The organism is Micromonospora sp. NPDC050397 (assembly GCF_044901685.1).
Classification (GTDB): domain Bacteria; phylum Actinomycetota; class Actinomycetes; order Mycobacteriales; family Micromonosporaceae; genus Micromonospora_G.
This window is the reverse complement of sequence record NZ_JBJDPS010000001.1, coordinates 294,639-315,299: the sequence shown is the minus strand read 5'-3', so window position 1 is coordinate 315,299 and position 20,661 is coordinate 294,639. Positions and strand designations below refer to the sequence as shown.

Below are 20,661 nucleotides of genomic sequence, written 5' to 3'. Positions count from 1 at the left end.
AGTCATCACGTGGCGTACGACGGGTTGTCGACCCCCCGTGGGTCGGCAGCCCGTCGCCGGTGAGCCCCCCGTTCCCCCGGCCCCGCTCGTCGCGAGCACGGCCGTACGGGCAATCGCTTGCCCGTACCCATCCTGACCCAGTCACCAACGTTCATGGGACGGTCGATCAATGCCTCTTGCGGCAAATCAATAGGCTTTCCTCTATGACGCACGATGGCGCCGCGCAGCGACCGCCCCGCCGGGCCCGCCCCGCGCTCCGTGAGCCGAGCGGACACCAGCTACGACTGTTCCTGGTGCTGGCCGAGGAACTGCACTTCGGCCGCGCGGCCCGACGCCTGTTCGTGACCCAGCCGACGCTCAGTCAGCAGATCCGCGCACTCGAGGAACGACTCGGGGTCGACCTGTTGGAGCGGTCCTCGCGCCGGGTCGACCTCACCCCCGCGGGTCAGGCCCTGGTGCCCGAGGCACGCGAGCTCCTGACCGCCATGAACCGGGTGCGGGAACTCGCCGCGTCCTTCGCCCGGCAGGCCAACGGCCACCTGAGGATCGGCGCCATCGGCGGTGAGGCGGCCATGCCCTACACCGTGGCCATTCTCGCCGAACTCGCCGCCCAGGAGTCCGGGGTCACCGTCGAGATCCGCGCGGTCGGCTTCGCCGACCAGGTCGAAGCCCTCACCCGTGGGGAGCTCGACGACGCCTTCCTGCGTCCACCGCTGCCGCCCGTACTGCGCAGCATTCACCTGGCGACGGAGCCGAGCGTCGCCTGTCTGCCCGTCGACGACCCGCTGGTGCGGCAGGCACCACTCACCCTGGCCCAGCTTCGCGACCACCTGGTGGTGGACGTACCGCCACAGGCCCGCGCCTGGTGGGACCACTGGACGGTCAACCCCCGACCGGACGGCCGACCGGTGCGGTTCGGGCCACCGGTCGCGGACATCGAGGCGATGCTGCTGGCCGTCGCCCGTGGGCAGGCCATCGCGTTCCTGCCCGCCGCTGCCGGCCAGCTCTACCCCCGCCCCGGCATCGCGTACGTCGGCGTCACCGACCTGCCGGTGTGCACGGCCGCCCTGGCCTGGCTGCCCGACCGCCGCGACCAGCCCGCGCTCGCCGCCCTGATCCGGGCGGCGCGTACCGTCACCGGGCGCGGCGACGCCACCCGCCGGTACGTTCCCACGGCGAGCGGGTGACGATCCACCGGCAGACGTGGCAGTGCGCCGGGTGGAGACGGCGACGCGTGGCCGCCGTCTCCACCGTGGACCTACCGGAAGTCGGCCGCGTGGTCGGCGGCCCACCGGGCAAACGTACGACCGGGTCGGCCGGTCAGCCGGGGTACGACAGCCGCCCACTCCTCGTTGCGCGGAGCGGGACAACGGACCGATTCGGCCCAGATCGCGAACATCCAGTCGACGAAGTTCTCCGGATAGCCGTCCCGGAGCCACATATGTGCCAATGAATGCGTTATGGCGGCGTCGCCCGGGAGTTCCGACTAGGTGTGCACCATGCAGCGCGGGTTGGTTTCGAGCGCGGAAAAGAAGGTGGGGACACTGTGCCAGCCGATCGCGAACGAGCCGAGCGTCGGCGACCACGCCCCGTAGGCCCGACTCGCGTTGCGGACCCGCTGCGTGATGGCCGCGTCGGTGGGCAGATCCCACGATTCGCTGACCTGGTCGAGCCGGGCATCTGACCAGTACGGCGGCAGGATGTACTGCCTGAGGTCACCGAACCGGCCCGGGTTCCCGTCGTGGAGCGCGCGGGCGGCGCGACCGGCCGCGACATGGTCGGGGTGGTTGTCGACGACGTGCGAGTGGGTCTTGAGCCGCACCGGGCCACCGGGCGCGATCTGGTCGGCACAGGCGACGATCGCCGCCTGTGCCTGGGCCTGGGTGATCTCGCCGTCCAACAAGCCCGCCTCGTGCAGGGTGAGCGTGCCGGTAGTGCCGGCCGCCAGGCAACGTACGGCGACTGTGCCCTCGGCGATCCGCGCGGCCCCGAACTCGTCCGGACCGAGGGGTTGGTAGCCCTCGTCGGCCGGCACGTGGGCGACCCCCCACCAACTCGACAGCGTGGTGCCGTTGATGTGGTGACGAGCACCGGAGGCGGTGCCCCGGGACAGCCACAGCACGTGCACGTCCTGAGCCAACGCCAGATGCTCGGCGATCGCGACTCCCATGGCCAGGAGTTCGTCGTCCGGATGCGCCACCGCGAACAGAGCCGGAGGCAACGCCGCGGTCCGTGCCGGGGCGCCGAACAGGCCGCTCGCGGCCATGCCGGCCACACCGGCAATGACCTGCCGTCGGGGAAGTTCAGTCATCGCGAACCCATCTGTGCGCAGGGGTAGGGAGTGGACCGTCGGAGTTCCGGACGGACGGTCGGTACGGGTGCTCCGAGCTCAGCGCCTCACCGAGCTCAGCGCCTCACCGAGGTCAACGCTTCAGCCAGCGGTCCAACCAGGCGTACGCGTGGTCCTGCATCTCGGGCGTGAACACGTGCCCCACCCCGGGCCAGATCGTGGTGCGAAGCCGGTTGTCGGCGCGCTGTGCGTGCCAGACCGCGCGCATCTTCGCATACGCCCCGGTGGTGCCGGCGGCGGTGAACAGCGGATCACTTTCGCCGTTGAGGAAGAACGCCGGCCGGGGCGCGGCGATGCTCGCCACGTCCGGGATGTCGAGGTGGTCGTAGAGGCCCGGGTGCAGCATGTGGTACGCGGACTGCCCGCGCAGGGTGTTGTTGCCGACCACCATCATCTCCTTGAGGGTGGTCATCCAGCAGACCGAGACCAGGGCCGACACGTGCGGCGAGAGGGCGGCGGTCTGCCAGGCCCGGTAGCCACCCATGGAGAAGCCGAGCGTGGCGATCCGCCCACGGTCGACCTCCGGCAGGCTGTGCAGCAGTGCCGCCGCCCGGACGTCCTCGCGGGCCATCAGGCCCGCCAGGGACGAGCCGAGGTGGAAAAGGTTGCTGGCCAGTGCCTGCTGCGCGTCGTAGGTGAGACCGGACCGGTCGCCCCAGCCGAACGCGTCGACGGCGAGCACCAGGTAACCCCGGCTGGCCAGCTCGTCGCCGACGAACCGGCCGCCGAAGTACCGGGCCGACCAGTCCCGCGCGGAGGCGAGGCGGGTGTCGTCGTACCACGGCCGGACCAGTTTCTCCTTGCCGATGTCGAACTTCGACCCGTGGTCGTGCAGCAGGAGTACGGCGGGGAACGGGCCGGGCCCGTCGGGCACGAGCATGCTCGCCCGGACCCGACTGTGGCGGGTCACGTTGAACAGCAGCCTGCGCTGGCGATATCCGTCGGCGGGTCGCTCGTCGACGATCTCGGGCCGGAACGGGGTGTGGTCCGGTGCCTGCCGTAGCAGTTCCTCCACCTTCGCCGCCGCCGCCCGCTGCCAGGTGCGGAAATCGCGAATCCGGGAGTTCTCCCAGGCGAGGGGGTAGCGCAGTTCGGCTTTGAGCCGCTCGAAGAAGACCGGGAGGTTGCCCTCGACAACGGCGGGTGACTCGACCGGTGGCACCGGAACGGTGACCGGGGCCGGGTGTGGTGCCGGCGATGCCTCGACCGGCGCGGCGGGCAGTGGCGCCTGCGCCAGGGCCACTACGGGCAACGACGCCAACGTACGCCTCTTCATCGACACACCTCTCTGCGAAGTGTCGTCATGCTAGGCGCCCACGATCGGCCCGGTCAACCATGAAGTCCCTGGGACAAGCCCTTTCCTTGATGGACTACCGGGCGACCACGAGCAGGGTCGGCGCCGCAGGGTCGGCGTACCGGCGTACGCACTGTTGTCGACGGCCGGTCGCCGTACCGGTCACCTCGTGGCGTCCGGGTGGCCGGGCATCGTGGAGCCGCCACCGCTGCCGCCCGAACTGCCGCCGGCGACACCCGAACCGTCGTCCTCGGTGACCTCGTCCGGCTTGATCTCGTCGGGCCAGGCGCCGTCCTCCGGCACGGGGCGGGTCTCCTGGTAGTCGACCGGCACAGCGTCCCGCTCGGCGTCCTCCGGCCGCTGCCCCGCTCCGGTGTCGCCCATGGTGCCCTCCCGCTCCCACGCCGCCGGTACCCCCGGTGGCGGCTCCGCCTCGACCACGGGGGCTACCCGCTGCGGCGCCGGCCAAACCGACTCCCGCCGAACCGGTGCCAGCGCGGTGCCCACCGCCGGCACCTAAACCCGAAGGAAGGGCCCCTTGTTAACGCATAGCGTTAACAAGGGGCCCTTCCTTCGCCAACGGCGCGTCGCCGGTCCGCCGGTCAGTTCGGCGACGGGGCGTGGTCCCGCTTGCGGCGTTGCATCGCCTTCTCCAGCAGCGCGATCAGGACCTGCTTGCCGGATTCCTTGCGGCGGGCGTCGCAGAGCATCACCGGTACGTCCGGGTCGAGGTTGAGTGCGAGCTTGACCTCGTCGAGCCGGTACTGACGGGCGCCTTCGAAGCAGTTCACCGCCACGATGAACGGTGTGCCCTGCCGCTCGAAGTAGTCGATCGCCGGGAAGCAGTCGGCCAGCCGTCGGGTGTCGGCGAGTACGACCGCGCCGAGCGCGCCGAGCGTCAGCTCGTCCCAGACGAACCAGAACCGGTCCTGCCCGGGGGTGCCGAAGAGATAGAGCACCAGATCGTCGCTGATGGTGATCCGACCGAAGTCCATCGCCACGGTGGTGGTGTTCTTCGCCTCGACGCCGGAGAGGTCGTCGATTCCGATGCCCTGCTCGGAGAGGACCTCCTCGGTACGCAGCGGTTGGCTCTCGCTGACCGCGCCGACCATGGTGGTCTTGCCCACCCCGAAGCCGCCGGCGATCAGGATCTTGATGGCGGTCGGCAGCGGAAGACCGCCGGCCGGGGCGTCAGAGTGCTCGTAGTCCATTGATCACTGCCTCGAATACGCTTTCATCGGGTGGGGCGGTCGCCGGCCGGGGTTCCCGCACCTCGACGAGGTGCCGCTCGAGCAGGTCGCCGAGCAGGACGCGGATGGTTCCCAGGGGCAGATTCAGGTGCGCCGCGACCTCGGCAACCGAGAGTGCCCGCTGACAGAGGCCGACGATGGCGACATGTTCGGGTCCGACACCGACCTCCGGTGAGGCGCTGGCCCTGGTGGCCAGCACCAGGGAGATCAGGTCGAACCTGCCTCGGACCGGTTTGGTCCGTCCGCGGGTCATCGCGTACGGACGGACCACCGGCCCCGCGTGGTCGTCAACCCACTGGTCCTCCGTGGATGCTGCCTCGGGGGCGGTCATGGTGTGTCACTTCTCCTCAGCGGACAGTGACGCCGGCCCGGTCTCCCGCGCCGGAGAGGCGAGAAACTTCCCGGCCCGGGTCACGAGCATCGCCATCTCGTACGCGATCAGTCCGATGTCGGCGTCCTCCTCGGCGAGTACGGCCAGACACGCGCCCCGGCCCGCGGCGGTGACGAACAGGAACTGTGACTGCATCTCGATGATGGTCTGCTGCACCGTACCGCCGCCGAACCGTCTGCCGGCGCCCCTGGCGAGACTCTGGATTCCCGACGCCATCGCCGCCAGGTGCTCTCCGTCGTCGCGGCCCAGTCCCTTCGAGGAGGCCACGAGCAGGCCGTCCACGGAGAGGACGATGGCATGCTCAGCCTCCTTCACCCGGCCGACCAGGTCATCCAACAACCAGGTCAGGTCGGCGCTCGACGCTGTCTTTTGCACCACTTGTTGTCCTCTGTTCTCGGTCGGCGCCGGGGCGCCGAGTCGATGTCCTGGTTCGGTCACGTACGCGGCTGGTCGGGCGCGTCGTCCTCGCCGTCAGTTGCCGCCGGGCGTGTCTGCCCCTCCGCGTCGAGCAGCCGGGCGGCGTCGGAACGGCCACGCCTGGTGCCGGACTGGTACGAGCTCATCATCGAGCGGATTCGCTCCGGCGGCCGAGGCGCCTCGTCGCCGGCCTCGGTCGCCGTGTTCTCCTGCTGCAACGGCTGGGCCAGGTTCGCCTGCCGGACCCGCAGTGGCAGCCCGGACGGGGTCTGACCGGCCTGGTCCGCCACCGGCTCCACCGGGGCCTCGGTTGGCGTGGTGTCGACGACCGGGAGCGCGGGGACGGCGGCGACCGGGGTCGCCGGTGGCAGGTTGGACGGCGGCAGGATCGACCGGGAGCGCTGCTGCGGGATGAGGCTCTCCCCCCGCCGGGTGGTCAGCGGTGACGGCGCCGGCCGGGCCGGCAACGGCGGCATGTCGGTCTGGTCGGCCACCGCCACCGACCCCGGGGCCTGGGGCGCGGGCGCCTGTTCCGGTACGCCGGTCGCGCTCGCCGGGCCGCTCCGTCGCTCCGTCGCCGCCTCGTCGGCCGAGGGTCGCCGGGCCGGCGCGTCGGGTCGGCCCGGCTCGGTGCTGTTCTCGGTGACCAGGACCAGCGGGATGAGCACCACGGCGGTCGTGCCGCCGTACGGCGACTCCTTGAGCTGTGCCCGTACGCCGTGCCGTTCGGTGAGCCGGTTGACCACGTACAGTCCGAGCCGGGTGGCGTTGGCGAGGTTGAACTCCTGCTGGCTGACGATCTGCCGGTTCGCCTCGGCGAGTTCCTCCTCGCTCATGCCCAGGCCACGGTCCTCGATCTCGATGACGAAGCCGCTGCCCACCATCTGCCCCCGGACCTCGACCGTGGTGTGCGGGGGCGAGAAGGACAGGGCGTTCTCGATCAGCTCGGCGAGCAGGTGGATCACGTCACCGACGGCCCGGCCGGCGAGCCCCACCGGCCCGATCGGGAGCACGGTGACCCGGGCGTAGTCCTCGACCTCGGCCACCGCGCCGCGTACCACGTCGACCATCGGTACGTTGCGGCGCCAGGCGCGACCCGGACGGGACCCGGACAGGACGATGAGGTTCTCGGCGTTGCGGCGCATCCGGGTGGCCAGGTGGTCGACCCGGAACAGGTCCTCCAGCTCCTCGGCGTCGTTCTCCCGCCGCTCCATCGCGTCGAGCAGGGTGAGCTGGCGGTGGACCAGGGCCTGGGTACGTCGGGCCAGGCTGAGGAAGACGTCCCGTACGCTGCGCCGCAGTTCGGCCTGCTCGACAGCGGTACGGATCGCGGTCTCCTGCACCGCGTTGAACGCCTGGCCCACCTGGCCGATCTCGTCGTTGCCGAAGTCCAGCGGTGGTGCCTCGGCGGAGACGTCCACCTCCTCGCCCCGGCCGAGCCGCTCGACGACGCTGGGCAGCCGCTCGTTGGCGAGTTGGCGGGCCGCCTCGCGCAGCCGTTCGAGCTGGGCGACCAGGGCGCGGGCCGTGGTCACCGAGACGATGATCGAGGCGATGACCGCGAACGCCCCGAGGACGGCGGCGAGCAGGATCCGGACCATGACCAGGATGGCGCCCGGTGTGCTGCGCTCGACGATGCCGTCGCCGCCGGTGATCACCACGTCGTGGAGCTGCGCCAACGCGGGCTCGACCGCGCCCTGCCACTCGTCGGCCCTGACCGGCGGAACCGTACCGGTCCGGGTGCCGAGGATCAGCCGGTCCTCGGCGGCGTGCAGCCGGGTGAACGCGTCGCCGTCGAGCATCGCGTGATACCGGGCCTGGTCCTGCCGCTCCAGGTCGCCGACCGTCTTGTCACCCATGAACCGCTGCGCGCCGACGAGTTTGGCGAAGGCCGCGTACTCCGCCGGGGTGATCCTTCCCGCCGCGAGGATGCCGGCGACCAACGCGTCCTCTTGGGAGATCAGCTCGTACTGGCGGTTGAGGTCGATCAGCGCGGCGGCCTGGGTGGCGATCGTCTCGTCGTCCAGGCTGCCCAGCGCGTCGTAGACGTGGAAGATGCTGTCCACCACGTCGGTGTAGGCGGCCGCCGCCCCGGCCCGGTCGATGGAGCGGTCGTCGACCTGGGTCCGGAGGGTCTCCAACTGGTCGAGCTGGGCCACCGTGGTGGCGATCCGGTCCTGCAGCACCGACGTGCCGGCGAGGTCGGCCTGCCAGTCCCGGGCGGAGCGGCGGAACTCGCCCGCCCGGTCCCGGGACGCGGCCCGCGCGGCTTCCAACTCCTCGCGGGAGGACTTGGTCGAGCCGAGGTACGTCAGCGAGAGCCGGCGTTCCGTCTGGAGCCCTTGCAACAGCGGCTCGCTCGGCTCGTAGACATGGGTGTTCAGCGCCTGGGCGAAGAGGAGGTTCGTCCCCTCGCGCAACGTCACCCACGCGGCGAACACCCACAGGGCCGCGAGTGACACCAGGAGTGCGACCACTTTGGTACGCAGATTCGCGCTACTTCCGCGCGGAGTGCGGGGAGCCATGACACCGTCCCAGGCCGGGTTGTGGTTTCTCTTCACCAGTTAGCGATACGGCGTGCCGGATACGCTGACTGGGCTGTCCGGGAGTGCGCGGACACGCTAGCAGTTTCGGACAAGTCACCTCAAGCCCACACAATGAGATTGCATGGGCTCAGAACGACACCGCAGATGCCTCCAGGTCGGCTCTACTGGCAGCGAGGTGGATCGCACCCAACCTGAACGACTCTACAATGGACGACGGAACGTACAGTTCTTTGCCGTGCCACAGAGCGGGATGCGACGGCCGCTCGGCTGTCTGCCGCAGGTACACGTAGCCGCCGAGGACGGCGTCGTTCAGTGCGCCTTCGAGCGGGCGGCCAATTCCCAAAAGGACATGGAGCGCGTACGCGGTCTCCTCCACCGTTCCCGACCACCGGCCCCACGAACCGTCCGACCGCTGGCTGCCGAGCACCCAGTCGACCGCCCGGTCGACCGCTCCGGCGGCCACCGGCCCGCGACCGTACTCGTGCAGGGCCAACACCACGCAGGCGGTCGCGTAGTACGGCGAGGCGTGCCAACGGTCCTGCCACGCCCCGTCGGCGCGCTGCTGCTCCGCGAGCCACCGCGACAACCGACCCAGGACCCGCCGGTAGCGCGGACCCGCGCCGGGTCGGACCGCCAGGTGCTGACCGAAGGCGTCGAGGACGTGCGCGTTTGTCGTGACCGAGGCACCGTCCTCACCCGGCCAGGTGACAAAGTGGCCACCGGTGTCGTAACCCCAGAGGACCGCCGGGTCGGTCGGCGTACCGAGATGCCCGAGCGCGTACAGCACGACGGCGGTGGTGTCGGCGTCGGTCGGCAACCCCGGCCCGGTGGCCGCGCCCGTCGGCCCGAGCGCCCGGACCAGACTCTCGGCCAGGTCGCCGTGCGCGGTGAACGGCACCCCCGCGCGGGCCAGTTCGCTCACCACCCAGGACCGCTCGAAGACGGTGATCGGGACCGGGCAGGGCACCGGACCACCGTCGCGCGACGCCAGCGCCGCCAGGTGACGGCACGCCTCCACGGTGCCCTCCGCCGCCCCGGCGGCGCCGATCCACGCCGCGGTGGCCGCCGGTGACGCCCCCACCGTGCCGAGCCGCCCCGGACCGACCGCCGACGACAGCCCGGCCGAGGGCCCGACCACCTCGAACGAGTGCGCCAGCTTCGCGGGCACCGTGGCACCGGAACTGATCAGACGCCGGACCGCGCGCAGCCGCTCGGTGGTCATACCCGACGGCAGCCCGAGCCGCGCGTCCGGCCGCCAGCCGGACGGGGCCGAAGACAGGCACCCCAGCCGTACGTTGATCGCCTCGACCAGTGCCGGCACGATCAGGTCGACCGCCGGTGTGTCCGGCAGGACCAGCGTCGTGTCCCCGAGCCAACCCGCGAGCGCGACCAGCCCACGCCCCGCCGCCACGGAGAGCTCCGCCGCGCCGACCGGGTACGGCCCACCGCGCTCCAGTACGGTCAGCAACGCCTCCACCGCGCTCAACGTGGGCACGACGGCGTAACCGCCCGGCGGGCCCCAGCCGCCGTCCGGGCGCTGCGCCGCCAGGACGAACCGCAGGCGCCGCCCGTGCCCGTCCAGCCACGGCGCGAGGGTGACCAACCGGGCCGTCTCGTAGACCGACGGCTCGACCCGACCCCACGGCTGGCGGACCAGACCGGCGAGCAGGTGCTCCACGTCCGCCAGCACGTTGCCCGGGTCCCACGCCGGCCCGCACCGGACGGACGTCTTCACAGCTCGCCCCAGAAATCGACGCCGCTGTCGTAGAAACGGGTGACGTACCCGAGCTGACGGGCCAGGTAGGACGCCTGGTCCGGGCAGGCGGCCCGCAGCGGCGCGAGCAGTCGCACGCACCCGTCGACCAGGTCGCCGACCCGCCTGGTCACCTCGGCCCGGTCGACCCCGAGCATCAGGACGTTCAGGTCGCCGGGGCCCCAGGCGACGTCACGGTCGTAGGTGGCGAGGTCGTTCACCAGTCGCAGCACCCGCTGCACCTGCCCACCGACCGCCCGCAGCTCGTCGAGCCGGTCCAGGCAGTCCGGTCCACCGGTACGCAACCAGTGGCAGAGGTTGACCCAGGCGAGCCCGGTGTTGTCGGCGCAGTCGAGATAGGTTTCCAGGTCGGGCAGCACCGCCCCGGCACCGGTTGCCCGGCCCGACTTCCAGTCCCACTCCCGGGCCATCGCGACCAGCGTGCGGCGCAGTTCCTCGCGCCACAGCGACCGGTACCCCGCGTACGCCGCCGACGAGGTGGCGAGTTCGTCGCGGATCTCGGCCAGGAAACCGGCCAGCGGCAACCCCGGATCGGGTACGTCCCCGTCCGCCACCGCGAGGCAACCCGCCACGATCTCGTCGACCCGCTCGACGGCGGTCGCCACCGTGTCGACCTGCCAGTCGAGCGCGAAGACCCAGAGCGCCGCCCGGTTGGCCACCCGTATCTCGGCCGAGGTCGCCCCGGTGGCGTTGCAGGCGGTGGCGTACGCGACCCCACCGATCAGGGCGGCGTCGAACGGCGCCGGGGCGAACAGGTCCGGATGGGCCCGCACCCGGCCCGCCAGGTCACGCTGCCCCGCCACGGTCAGCGCACCGACGGCGGCGAGTTCACCACCGAGCCGGATGTGGTACCGCGCGCCCTCCACCGGCGCCCCGACGGTCACGACGCCGCCTGCCGCACCCGACGCAGCACCAGCTTCGCCTCGGTCGCCGGGCGCAGGGAGGCGCCCATCCGGGGGGTGAAGTCCACCGGCCCGACCAGCTCGGGCCGGAACCGGTTCAGCAGCGTGGCGATGACCAGCGGGGCCTCGACCGCGAACAGGTACTGCCCCAGGCACCGGTGCGGGCCCCCGCCGAACGGGAAGTAGCTGTAGTGCGGCTCGGGCTTCGGCCCGGCCGGGTCGAACCGACCCGGGTCGAAATCGTCCGGCCGCGACCAGTACGCCGCCATCCGCTGGGTGACGTACGGGCTGACCAGGATGGTCGACCCGGCCCCGATCCGGGTGCCGCCGAGCACCTGGTCACCGACCGCCATCCGGGGAATGAACCAGCCGGCCGGCCAGAGCCGCAGCAACTCGTCCAGCACCATCCGGGTGTAGCGCAGCTCGGGCAGGTGGGCCCGGCGTACCGGTGCTCCCGCGACGACCTGGTCGATCTCGGCGTAGAGCTGGTCGGCGACCTCCCGGTGGGCGGCCAGCACCGGCCAGAGCCAGGACAGTACGGCGATCGTCGTCTCGGTCGAGGTCGACACCATGGCCGCCACGTCGTCCCGGATCTGCTTCTCGGTGACCTCCTCGCCGTCGACCCGACGCGGGGCGCAGAGCGCGGAGATGATGTCGTCGCCGCCGTCCGGGTTCCGCCTGGCCGCCCGGATGACCGGCAGCACGATGTCGTCGATCGTCGCGACCGCGTCGGCGAAGGCGCGGTCACCGGGCAGCGGTAACCACTGCGGTGCCCACGGCGCCACGATCCGGGGAATCATCTCCGTGGCGATCACACCGAACGCGTCGACCATCCGCACCGCGTCCGCCACGCTGATCTTGTCGCCGAACAGCACCCGGGTCGTCGCCTGACACACGATCCGGGCCAGTTCGGCGCCCGCGTCGACCACCGTGCCGTCCCGGGCCGGCTCCTCCAACGCGTCGACCGCGTCCTGGATGGCCTCCGCCATCCGGTCGGTCATCGCGTTGACCCGGGCCGAGGTGAACAGCGGGCGCAGCACATCCCGGCTGGACCTCCAGACCGGACCCTCGGTGACCAGGATCGCCTCTCCGACGGCTCGCCGAACCCCGTTCCAGAGCAGCCCCTCGCGGACGTAGCTCTCCGGGTTGTGCAGCACCGTCTCCAGGTGCTCGGGCGAGGTCACCAGGTACGGACCCACCGACCCGACACCGAGCCTTACGATCTCACCGTTCGCCTCGTTGCCCGCCTCCACGAGCGCCCGCAACGGATGACGGAGCAGACCCGGAAGCTTGCGCAAGGGCAGGTTCCGGGCCGCGACACCGGACGCCGACTCGGACATCGGGGCCACCTCCAAGACGTCGCTCCGGTTTGCCCCTACCGCTTATGGCGGCGGTGACGACCGGTGACGACCGATTGGACACCACCCCCGTGGAAGATCCATCGCACTGATCGGCGCTACTGTAGATCGATCTTCGAACGCGGTCTAGTCATCGATCGACATCTCTTTGCTGGGCCACCGGCGCGGTCCCCGATCCGCACCGCGCCGGGCATCCGGCGCCCGCACCCGCCGGGCAGCAGCGACGATCCCACCGACAGGCCGCCTGAGCTGGCCCGGCCGCCACGGTGCAACCTGCACGAAACAAGCCGGAAGCACCCGGGCGGCACCGCCTCGGACGCTTCCCTGCTCCGCCGTCGCGACGGCGGAGCGTCGCAGATCACAATCCCGAAGGGCGGGACGGCAACGGGCGGCGCCGGAACATCAGCCCGACACCGCCCACTGTGGCCGCTCGAAATCCGGACCGATCCGTCTCCGTCCTCACCCTCCGTGGGCGGGACGGACCGGTCGGTCGGGTTGGTACGTCAGAAGTCGCCGAGGTCGTTTCGCCACCTGCGGCCACTGCGACCGATCAGACGGTCGGCGTCGGTCGGCCCCCACGAGGCGGCCTCGTACGTCGGGATCGGGGACTGGTCCTTCGCCCAGTGCTCGATGATCGGGTCCACGATCCGCCAGCACTGCTCGACCTCGTCGGTACGGATGAACAGCGTCGGGTCCCCGAGCAACGCCTCCAGCAGCAGCCGCTCGTACGCCTCCGGCGACTCCTCGCGGAACGTCCTGTCGTACGAGAAGTCCATGCTGGCCGTACGCACCCGGAACGAGTGGCCGGGCACCTTGGCGCCGAACCGCAGCGAGATCCCCTCGTTGGGCTGGATCCGCAGGATCAGCGCGTCCGCCTCCAACTCGGTGAGCTGGTTGGTCGGGATCGGCAGGTGCGGGGGGCGCTGGAACTGCAACGCGACCTCGGTGACCCGGGCCGGCAGCCGCTTGCCCGTACGCACGTAGAACGGCACCCCGGCCCAGCGCCAGTTGTCGACGTTGAGCCGCATCGCCGCGTACGTCTCGGTCCGCGACAGCGGGTCGACGCCGGGCTCGTCGCGGTAGCCGGCCATCAGGTCGTCCCGGGTGCCACCCCGGGTGTACTGGCCACGCACGGCCAGGTCGGCGATGTCCCGATCGGTGGGCAACCGGATCGCCTGGAGCAGCTTCACCTTCTCGTTGCGCAGCCCCTCGGCGTCGAACGACGCCGGCGGCTCCATCAGCGCGAGCGCGAGCACCTGCAAAACGTGGTTCTGCACGATGTCGCGCATCGCGCCGGCGCTCTCGTAGAAACCACCACGGGTGCCGACGCCGAGCGTCTCGGCGACCGTGATCTGCACGTGGTCGACCCAGCTCCGGTCCCAGATGGGCTGGAAGATCGAGTTGGCGAAGCGCAGCGCGATCACGTTCTGGACGGTGTCCTTGCCCAGGTAGTGGTCGATCCGGAAGACCTGCGGCTCGTCGAAGCTGGAGTGCACGATCGCGTCCAGCTCGCGGGCGGTGGCCAGGTCGCGGCCGTACGGCTTCTCGATGACCAGCCGGGTGAACGAACCCTCGCGGGCCCGGTTGAGCCCAGCGCCGGCCAGACCGTTGATGACCGGTTCGAACGCCTCGGCCGGGGTGGACAGGTAGAAGAGCCGGTTGCCCGAGGTGCCCCGCTGGGCGTCGAGCTCGTCCAGCGTCTCGGCCAGGCGCTTGTACGTCTCCGGGTCGTCGTAGCCGCCGGAGACGTACCTGATCCCGCCGTCGAGCTGCGGGTTCTCGCGCAGGCCCCGGCCGTTGAGCGCGGAGTCGGCGAACTGCTCGTCGCTCATCACCGTACGGGCGACACCGACCAGGGCGAACTCGCGGGGAAGGCGGTTGTGGCGGGCCAGGCTCGCCACCGCCGGGATCAGTTTGCGCCGGGTGAGGTCCCCCGAAGCGCCGAAGATCACCAGGGTGGCTGGCGGGGCGCTGCGCTCCTGGGTGAGCTGAGGGGCGTTGTCCATGGTCTGTGAATCCTCCGACCGCGCGAGAGCCGTTCGACCGCGCGAGTGCTGATTGTCGTTGAGACGCTACCGAAACTGCCGAAGACGCGTGAAGACGACCCGTACACCGACCAGCCGTCGAATGAACCTCGGGCGGACGGGCAAGAGCCGACGGATTCGACGGTACGCGCAGTCGGTGGATCGGCGACGCCGCACGGAAACGCGCCGTCCCCCGGGTGCCGTACGGGTCATCGGGGAGGCCGGTGATTCGCACCAGGTCAGGCCGGATTGGTGGGTGCGTGCCCCGAACAACCCGCCCGGCGAGTGACGAGAATCGCAGTACGTCACTGTCCCGAACTCCCTCCGCGCGACATTGGCTTGCGCGATCAGACCCGGTCCACCACCGGGGGCGGGGCGCCGTTTCGGGTGCGCTGGGTCAGCACCACGCAGACCAGCACCGCCAACGCCGCCGCGACCGAGGCCGCACCGACGGTCTCGCCGAGCAGCGACGCCGACCAGAGCAGGGTGAGCACCGGCTGCGCCAGTTGGACCTGGCCGACCTGGGCCACCCCGCCCCGGGCCAGTCCGGCGTACCAGGCGAAGAAGCCCAGGAACATGGAGACCAGGGTGAGGTAGCCGAAGGCCGACCAGGCACCGGCGTCGGCGTGCGGCGGGTTCGCCACGGCGGCGGCGAGCGTGACGGTGCCGGTGACGGGCAACGAGAGCAGTAACGCCCAGCAGATCGTGCGGGCGCCGCCCAACTCCCGGGCGAGCGCGCCGCCCTCGGCGTACCCCAGGCCGCAGAGCACCACCGCCACCAGTAGGAACAGGTCGGCCGGGGCGAGGCCACCGCGTACCGCGCCGCTGGCGGCGAGGAAGGTGAGCACCGCCAGCAACCCGCCGGCACTGGCGAGCCAGAACAGCGGCGGCGGGCGCTCACCGGCCCGTACCACCGCGAACACGGCGGTCATGGCCGGCAGCACGGTGATCACAACCGCCCCGTGCGCCGAGGTCTGCGTGGTCAGCGCCAGCGAGGTGAACAGCGGGAAGCCGACGACCACGCCCACCGCGACGAGCGACAGCCGCCGCCACTGGCCGCCGGTGGGTCGCGGTGCGCCGGTGAACCGCAGGTACGCCCCGGCCAGCAGCGCCGCGCCGACCGCCCGGCCGAAGGCGACGAACCACGGGTCGAGCTGCTGCACGGCGATCCGGGTGGCCGGCAGCGACATGCTGAAGGCGAGCACCCCCAGCCCGCCGAGGGCGAGCCCGGTGAGCCGTTCGGGCGTTATCGCATTGGACACGGTAGCGCTACTCTGTACCTTCATGAACAACAGTAACGCTGCCGAACGCGTTGTCCAAGATCTACGTGGGCTCGTGGCCGGCGCCGAGCCCGGCACACGACTGCCCTCGGTGCGTGAGCTGACCGTCCGGCACCGGGCCTCGCCGGTCACCGTCGCCGAGGCCATCCGGCAGATGGTGGCCCAGGGGCTGGTCGAGACACGGTCCGGCAGGGGCACCTTCGTCGCCGCCGGTCCGGACCGGCGGCGGGCACCCGACCTGTCCTGGCAGACGGTGGCGCTCGGCCCCCGCCGAGCCGGCGAGCAGGAGATGCAGGCGCTACTGGCGTTACCACCCACGGGGGCGATCCCGCTCTCCGGCGGCTACCTGGAGCCGGCCCTGCAACCGGCCGCGGCACTCGGCGCCGCGCTCACCCGCGCCGCCCGCCAACCCGCCTCGTGGCAGCGCGGACCGGCCGAGGGGCGGGAGGACCTGCGCGCCTGGTTCGCCCGCGAGGCCGGGACCGGGCTGCGCGCCGACGACATGGTGATCTGCCCCGGCGGGCAGGCCGCTCTCTCGTCCGCGTTGCGGGCGCTGGCCGCCCCCGGCGACACCGTGCTGGTCGAGTCGCCGACCTACCTGGGTGCCCTGGCCGCCGCCCGGGCGGCCGGGCTACGGGTGGTGCCGGTGCCGGCCGACGCCGACGGCGTACGACCCGACCAGCTCGCCGCCGCGTTCGCGCATACCGGGGCACGGCTGTTCTACTGCCAGCCGCTGCACGCCAACCCGCACGGCGGCACGTTGGCGGCCCACCGCCGGCCCCGGGTCGCCCGGGCGGTACGCGACGCCGGAGCGTTCCTGATCGAGGACGACTACGCCCGCGACCTGACCATCGACGGGGAAGCCCCGCCGCCGCTGGCCGCCGACGACCCCGACGGGCACGTCGTCTACCTGCGTTCACTGGCCAAGTCGGCCGCCCCCGGGCTGCGGGTCGCGGCGATCGGTGCGCGCGGCCCGGCCGGCGCCCGGCTGCGCGCCGCCCGGCTGCTCGACGACTTCTTCGTCGCCGGACCGCTGCAACAGGCGACGCTCGAGTTCGTCAGCGCGCCGGCCTGGGCGCGGCACCGCAGGGCGCTGCGCACCGCGCTACGCGCCCGCCGTGACGCGCTGCTGACCGCGCTCGGCCGACATCTCCCGGAACTCGTCCCCTCGCCGACCCCACGCGGCGGGCTGCACCTCTGGACCCGACTGCCCGAGGGCGTCGACGACGTCGCGCTGGCCACCGCCTCGGCCGCCGAAGGCGTCGTCGTCTTCCCCGGCCGTCCCTGGTACGCCGCCGAACCCCCGGCACCGCACCTGCGTCTCACCTACGCCGCCGCGCCACCGGACCTGATGGACGAGGCCGTCCGCCGCCTCGCCCGTGCCTTCCACAGGGGACCAACGCGCTGACCGGCGTCGGCAGCTTGCCCTTGCGGGCTCCCCGCATCCGACGTGATCCCCGAACGGCGTCCCGGATCAGCCGGGACGGCTCTGGTCGGCCTCGAGTGGCCCGGTCGGCAGGGATTCCAGCCCGAACCGCTGGAGCAGGTTGGGCAGGATCGTCCGCAGCGCCGTCACGGTCTGCTGCCGGTTACCACCGGCGTCGTGCATCAGCACGATGGAGCCGGCGCCGACCCGGGCGGTGACGTTCGACGCGATGCTGCCGGCGCCCGGCCGGTGGTAGTCGACCGAGTCCACGTCCCAGTGCACCGAGGTCATGCCCAGCTCCCAGGCGGTCGCCACCACGCCGGCCGTCCACGACCCGTACGGCTGCCGGTAGTAGGCGATCCGGGCGTCCGGCACCGCGGCGCGGATCGCCGCGTTGGTACGGGACAGGTCGGTACGGATCGCCGCCCTCGTCCTGCTGGCCAGGGTCGGATCGTGCGACCAGGAGTGGTTGCACAGGGTGTGACCGGCGGCTGCGATCGCCCGCACCAGGTCCGGGTACGCCTGCGCCAGCTCGCCGACCAGGCAGAAGGTCGCCTTGACCCGGTACCGGTCGAGTTCGGCGAGGACCTGCGGGGTGTACTGCGGGTTCGGCCCGTCGTCGAAGGTGAGTGCGACACCGTACGAGCCGGTGGTGACCCGGCTGGTGTACGGCCCTCCGCCGGCCAGACGCAGTCGGGGACGCTCGTCCTCGCGGGCCAGCGCCGGATCGGAACCGGCCGACGCCGTCGGCGCGGGCGTGGCCGCCGGGGCGGACGCGCTGGCCGGGGCGCCGGGCGACGACGATTGGTCTTCCAGGGCCGGGGCTGGCGAGCCGGCCCCGGTGTCGGCCGGGGCCGAGGGCGGGCCGCCCAGCAGTTCGCTGGCCGGCTCGGGGGTGCCGAGCGCGTGCCCGAGCACGTACCCGCCGCCGAGCAGGGCGCCGACCGCCAGCCCGATGACCACGATCAGCCGCAGGTGGGCCGGACCGGCCAGGCCGAGCCAGCGGCGTCGGTACCGGCCGGTCGACGCCCGTCCACCCCGTACCGATGCCATGCCGCCCCCTCGTGCGCCCGCGTCCGCCAACGCCAGGCTACGTCCGATTTCATCGGAAAACGGAGGTTTCTCGCATTAGTGGCGCCGCAGGTGGCGGGCTCGGCGGAAGGGCACGATCGAACGCGGTGCGGTTCGCTGTTGCGGCGGCATCTGATCGGGGCGGCCGGCGGACGAGGACCGTCCCGTGACCGGGTCGGCGGAGACGGCGGGCACCGTCCTGCCCGACCGGCGGGCAACCAATCCGGTGGCGGGGCGTGGTCTGCCGCCCGCCGTGAACGCGGCCCGGGGATGCTGGACCGAGGCCAACGAGACGATGTCCCGCCCGAACGGCACGGCGCTCAGCCAGACCAGCAGGACGCGCACCTTGCGCTCCCAGGTCGGCACGGCGAGCACGTGGTAACCACGGTGCATCAGCCAGGCCGGAAACCCCCGGACGACCAGGCGGCGGTACTGGAAGATCCCGCGCCCGAGACCGAGGGTCGCGACCACACCGAGGCTGCGGTGCCGGTACGGCCTGACCCGCCCGCCACGCAGGTCGGCGACCAGGTTCGCCGCGAGCCGCTTGCCCTGACGTACGGCGTGTTGCGCGTTCGGCACCGTACGGGCGCCGGGGACGGGCGAGGCGAGATCCGGAACACTGGCGTTGTCACCGGCTCCCCAGGCGTCGGGAACCGGGGCGTGCTCCGTACCGACCCGCAGGTCGGCCCGTACCCGGAGCAGGCCGTGTTCGTCGACGGGCAGGTCGGTGTGGGTGGCCACGACCGGATGGGCGCCGTTGCCGGCGGTCCAGACCAACAGCTCGGTGTCGTACTCCTCCCCGTCGGAGAGCACGACGTGCCCGTTCTCGGCCGACACGAGCCGGGTGCCGAGGTGGACGCGCCCGCCGCGCCGCTCGAGGTGACGTACCACCCAGCGGCCCACGTCCCCGGTGACCTCGGGCAGGATGCGGTCCTCCGCCTCGACCAGGTGGAACGACAGCTCCGGGAAGGTCAGCTCCGGGTACGACCGCAGCAGCGCCGTCGCGAACGACAGCAGCTCCCCGAAGCCCTCGACCCCGGTGAACCCCCCGCCGACGAACGTGACGGTCAGCAGCCGCGAGCGCTCGGTTCCCGGCTCCAGACCGGCTGCCCGCTCGAACGCGGTCAGCAGCCGGTCCCGGATGGCGACCGCCTCCTCGACGTGCTTGAGCCCGATCGCGCCCTCCGCCACCCCGGGAATGGGAAACGTACGGGTGACGGCTCCCGCGGTGACCACGATCGTGTCGTAGCCGAGCTGCCGGTCGGGTCCGTCGACCGGCCGCAGGGTGGCGGTCCGGTGCGCGTGGTCGATCGCGGTCACGCTGCCGGCGATGACGGTGGTCCGCCGCAGGTGGCGCCGGAGGGAGACGGCGACATGCCGCGCCTCGACGGAGCCCACGGCGACCTCGGGCAGGAAGGGTTGGTAGGTCATGTACGGCCGGGGGTCGACGATCGTCACCTCGGCCTCGCCCTGGCGAAGCCTCTTCTCCAGCCGCCAGGCCGTGTAGAAGCCGGTGTAGCCGCCCCCGACGATCAGGATCCTGCGCATGGCAACCTCCTCGGAACACTCACCAGGAGGACCGGGCAGCCCGGCGTTCTGTGACAGCCGGCGGCCGGTCTGTGACCGGGCTCATCCCGCTCGGGCCTGGTCGCTGGTCACCGGCCGCTGGTCGCCGGTCGGTCGCCGACGACACCCGGCTCAGACCAGGAGGGCCGCCTCAGACCAGGAGGGCCGGCCTCATCTCCCCGCCCAGGTTGATCGCACCGACCACCCGGTTCACGGCCGGGTCGTACACGTCGGTGACGTTGTTGCGCCGCATCATCTCCCGAACCGGCGGCGGCAGCGGGGGCGGGTCGTCCATGGTCCCCCGGATGTCCCGGGCGGTGGAGATGAGCTGGTGGGCCAGGGACGCGGCGTCGGTGTCCACCCGGGCCCGGCCGTACTCCCAGCCGACGACGGTCAGGTCGAGCACCTCGAACACCTGGGCCAGGACCGGAATCGGGTCGGTCACCCGGGCGAGCCGGGACGCCTGCGCACCGAGGACCTTGACCGCGGCGGCGACCTGCGCGTACGGGTGGAAGCCGCACGGCAGCCCGAACAGCGGCCAGCGTAGCTGCGGCCCGGCCGCCCGCCACAGTGGCCGGTAGTTGCGCCGGTCGACGGTGAGCTGGATGCCCGTACGCCGGTGCAGCTCGAAAGCCTGGGTGAGAAAGTCCGTCTGGGCGTCCTCGGCGAACTCACGCACGATCCCGGCCGCCACGACCAGGCCGTCGTCACTGTTCAGCATCCGGGTGATCGCGTCGACCTGGTCGGAGAAGCGGACCTGCGCGTGCGCGCCGAATCGGTGCCGGACGTCCTGGAGCAACGCCGCCTGCTGGCCCGGATCGTGCTGGACCTGCTGCTCCCGCTTACCCAGCACAAGCCCGAGCCACCGCATGTCGCCTCGATTCGTCAGCCTGCCCAGAACGCGGCAATGCTAGCGGAGTTCTCCGTCGCCGGCAGCGGCGCGGGCACCCTCAGCACCCTGATCGGGCGGGATCGGACGGGTGGGCACCGAAAGGAGCCGCTCCACCGGGAG

At 72.0% G+C, this 20,661-nt stretch carries 18 protein-coding genes; 2 read left to right on the top strand and 16 right to left on the bottom strand.

Going from position 1 to position 20,661, the window contains the following annotated elements:
* The first annotated feature begins 203 nt into the window (after positions 1-203).
* Positions 204-1,187: a LysR family transcriptional regulator gene (locus tag ACI2K4_RS01255; RefSeq protein WP_404507837.1), complete on the top strand. Its 984-nt coding sequence runs from the start codon at positions 204-206 to the stop codon at positions 1,185-1,187.
* A gap of 71 nt (positions 1,188-1,258) precedes the next feature.
* Here ACI2K4_RS01255 and ACI2K4_RS01250 read toward each other — a convergent pair whose 3' ends face one another.
* The 13 genes from ACI2K4_RS01250 to ACI2K4_RS01190 all read right to left on the bottom strand — a co-directional run bounded on the left by ACI2K4_RS01250 (position 1,259) and on the right by ACI2K4_RS01190 (position 15,568).
* Positions 1,259-1,441 (bottom strand): hypothetical protein, encoded by a 183-nt coding sequence (locus tag ACI2K4_RS01250; RefSeq protein ID WP_404507836.1) that lies wholly within the window; start codon positions 1,439-1,441, stop codon positions 1,259-1,261.
* Positions 1,442-1,486: 45 nt separating this feature from the next.
* The gene (locus ACI2K4_RS01245; RefSeq protein ID WP_404507835.1) at positions 1,487-2,311 is read right to left on the bottom strand and encodes a PIG-L deacetylase family protein; all 825 of its coding nucleotides are present in this window, start codon (positions 2,309-2,311) and stop codon (positions 1,487-1,489) included.
* A gap of 112 nt (positions 2,312-2,423) precedes the next feature.
* Complete coding sequence (locus ACI2K4_RS01240) at positions 2,424-3,626, bottom strand: dienelactone hydrolase family protein (RefSeq protein WP_404507833.1); 1,203 nt, start codon at positions 3,624-3,626, stop codon at positions 2,424-2,426.
* Positions 3,627-3,806: 180 nt separating this feature from the next.
* Complete coding sequence (locus tag ACI2K4_RS01235) at positions 3,807-4,151, bottom strand: hypothetical protein (RefSeq protein WP_404507831.1); 345 nt, start codon at positions 4,149-4,151, stop codon at positions 3,807-3,809.
* Between the two features lie 95 nt (positions 4,152-4,246).
* Entirely contained in the window at positions 4,247-4,855 is a 609-nt protein-coding gene (locus tag ACI2K4_RS01230; protein WP_404507830.1) for a GTP-binding protein, read from the bottom strand.
* Positions 4,836-5,225 (bottom strand): DUF742 domain-containing protein, encoded by a 390-nt coding sequence (locus ACI2K4_RS01225; protein WP_404507828.1) that lies wholly within the window; start codon positions 5,223-5,225, stop codon positions 4,836-4,838. Before ACI2K4_RS01225 ends, ACI2K4_RS01230 begins: the two co-directional genes overlap by 20 nt.
* Before the next feature lie 6 nt (positions 5,226-5,231).
* Complete coding sequence (locus ACI2K4_RS01220) at positions 5,232-5,663, bottom strand: roadblock/LC7 domain-containing protein (RefSeq protein ID WP_404507827.1); 432 nt, start codon at positions 5,661-5,663, stop codon at positions 5,232-5,234.
* A 56-nt stretch (positions 5,664-5,719) separates the two neighbouring features.
* Positions 5,720-8,263 (bottom strand): nitrate- and nitrite sensing domain-containing protein, encoded by a 2,544-nt coding sequence (locus ACI2K4_RS01215; RefSeq protein ID WP_404507826.1) that lies wholly within the window; start codon positions 8,261-8,263, stop codon positions 5,720-5,722.
* Positions 8,264-8,375: 112 nt separating this feature from the next.
* Positions 8,376-9,983 (bottom strand): prenyltransferase/squalene oxidase repeat-containing protein, encoded by a 1,608-nt coding sequence (locus ACI2K4_RS01210; RefSeq protein ID WP_404507824.1) that lies wholly within the window; start codon positions 9,981-9,983, stop codon positions 8,376-8,378.
* Positions 9,980-10,906 carry a terpene synthase family protein gene (locus ACI2K4_RS01205; protein WP_404507822.1) on the bottom strand — a complete coding sequence of 309 codons (927 nt, stop codon included), beginning with the start codon at positions 10,904-10,906 and terminating at the stop codon, positions 9,980-9,982. The genes ACI2K4_RS01210 and ACI2K4_RS01205 overlap by 4 nt, the downstream gene beginning before the upstream one ends.
* Positions 10,903-12,228 (bottom strand): cytochrome P450, encoded by a 1,326-nt coding sequence (locus ACI2K4_RS01200; protein ID WP_404509143.1) that lies wholly within the window; start codon positions 12,226-12,228, stop codon positions 10,903-10,905. Before ACI2K4_RS01200 ends, ACI2K4_RS01205 begins: the two co-directional genes overlap by 4 nt.
* Positions 12,229-12,785: 557 nt before the next feature.
* Complete coding sequence (gene zwf, locus ACI2K4_RS01195; RefSeq protein WP_404507820.1) at positions 12,786-14,288, bottom strand: glucose-6-phosphate dehydrogenase; 1,503 nt, start codon at positions 14,286-14,288, stop codon at positions 12,786-12,788.
* Positions 14,289-14,653: 365 nt separating this feature from the next.
* Positions 14,654-15,568: a DMT family transporter gene (locus ACI2K4_RS01190; RefSeq protein ID WP_404507819.1), complete on the bottom strand. Its 915-nt coding sequence runs from the start codon at positions 15,566-15,568 to the stop codon at positions 14,654-14,656.
* A gap of 22 nt (positions 15,569-15,590) precedes the next feature.
* Between ACI2K4_RS01190 and ACI2K4_RS01185 the strand changes: the two genes are divergently transcribed.
* The gene (locus tag ACI2K4_RS01185) at positions 15,591-16,994 is read left to right on the top strand and encodes a PLP-dependent aminotransferase family protein (protein WP_404507818.1); all 1,404 of its coding nucleotides are present in this window, start codon (positions 15,591-15,593) and stop codon (positions 16,992-16,994) included.
* A 66-nt stretch (positions 16,995-17,060) separates the two neighbouring features.
* On the opposite strand, the gene ACI2K4_RS01180 is transcribed toward ACI2K4_RS01185, so the two are convergent.
* The 3 genes from ACI2K4_RS01180 to ACI2K4_RS01170 all read right to left on the bottom strand — a co-directional run bounded on the left by ACI2K4_RS01180 (position 17,061) and on the right by ACI2K4_RS01170 (position 20,520).
* The gene (locus tag ACI2K4_RS01180) at positions 17,061-18,065 is read right to left on the bottom strand and encodes a polysaccharide deacetylase family protein (RefSeq protein WP_404507816.1); all 1,005 of its coding nucleotides are present in this window, start codon (positions 18,063-18,065) and stop codon (positions 17,061-17,063) included.
* Positions 18,066-18,140: 75 nt separating this feature from the next.
* Complete coding sequence (locus ACI2K4_RS01175) at positions 18,141-19,631, bottom strand: NAD(P)/FAD-dependent oxidoreductase (protein ID WP_404507815.1); 1,491 nt, start codon at positions 19,629-19,631, stop codon at positions 18,141-18,143.
* Positions 19,632-19,800: 169 nt separating this feature from the next.
* Entirely contained in the window at positions 19,801-20,520 is a 720-nt protein-coding gene (locus ACI2K4_RS01170) for a hypothetical protein (protein WP_404507814.1), read from the bottom strand.
* Positions 20,521-20,661 lie beyond the last annotated feature (141 nt).

Bases quoted from the DNA above. Each gene is read 5' to 3' on its own strand.
- ACI2K4_RS01250 (WP_404507836.1), bottom strand. From the start codon at position 1,441: ATGTGGCTCCGGGACGGCTATCCGGAGAACTTCGTCGACTGGATGTTC.
- zwf (WP_404507820.1), bottom strand. From the start codon at position 14,288: ATGGACAACGCCCCTCAGCTCACCCAGGAGCGCAGCGCCCCGCCAGCC.
- ACI2K4_RS01255 (WP_404507837.1), top strand. From the start codon at position 204: ATGACGCACGATGGCGCCGCGCAGCGACCGCCCCGCCGGGCCCGCCCC.
- ACI2K4_RS01245 (WP_404507835.1), bottom strand. From the start codon at position 2,311: ATGACTGAACTTCCCCGACGGCAGGTCATTGCCGGTGTGGCCGGCATG.
- ACI2K4_RS01225 (WP_404507828.1), bottom strand. From the start codon at position 5,225: ATGACCGCCCCCGAGGCAGCATCCACGGAGGACCAGTGGGTTGACGAC.
- ACI2K4_RS01185 (WP_404507818.1), top strand. From the start codon at position 15,591: ATGAACAACAGTAACGCTGCCGAACGCGTTGTCCAAGATCTACGTGGG.
- ACI2K4_RS01170 (WP_404507814.1), bottom strand. From the start codon at position 20,520: ATGCGGTGGCTCGGGCTTGTGCTGGGTAAGCGGGAGCAGCAGGTCCAG.
- ACI2K4_RS01240 (WP_404507833.1), bottom strand. From the start codon at position 3,626: ATGAAGAGGCGTACGTTGGCGTCGTTGCCCGTAGTGGCCCTGGCGCAG.
- ACI2K4_RS01180 (WP_404507816.1), bottom strand. From the start codon at position 18,065: ATGGCATCGGTACGGGGTGGACGGGCGTCGACCGGCCGGTACCGACGC.
- ACI2K4_RS01230 (WP_404507830.1), bottom strand. From the start codon at position 4,855: ATGGACTACGAGCACTCTGACGCCCCGGCCGGCGGTCTTCCGCTGCCG.
- ACI2K4_RS01175 (WP_404507815.1), bottom strand. From the start codon at position 19,631: ATGCGCAGGATCCTGATCGTCGGGGGCGGCTACACCGGCTTCTACACG.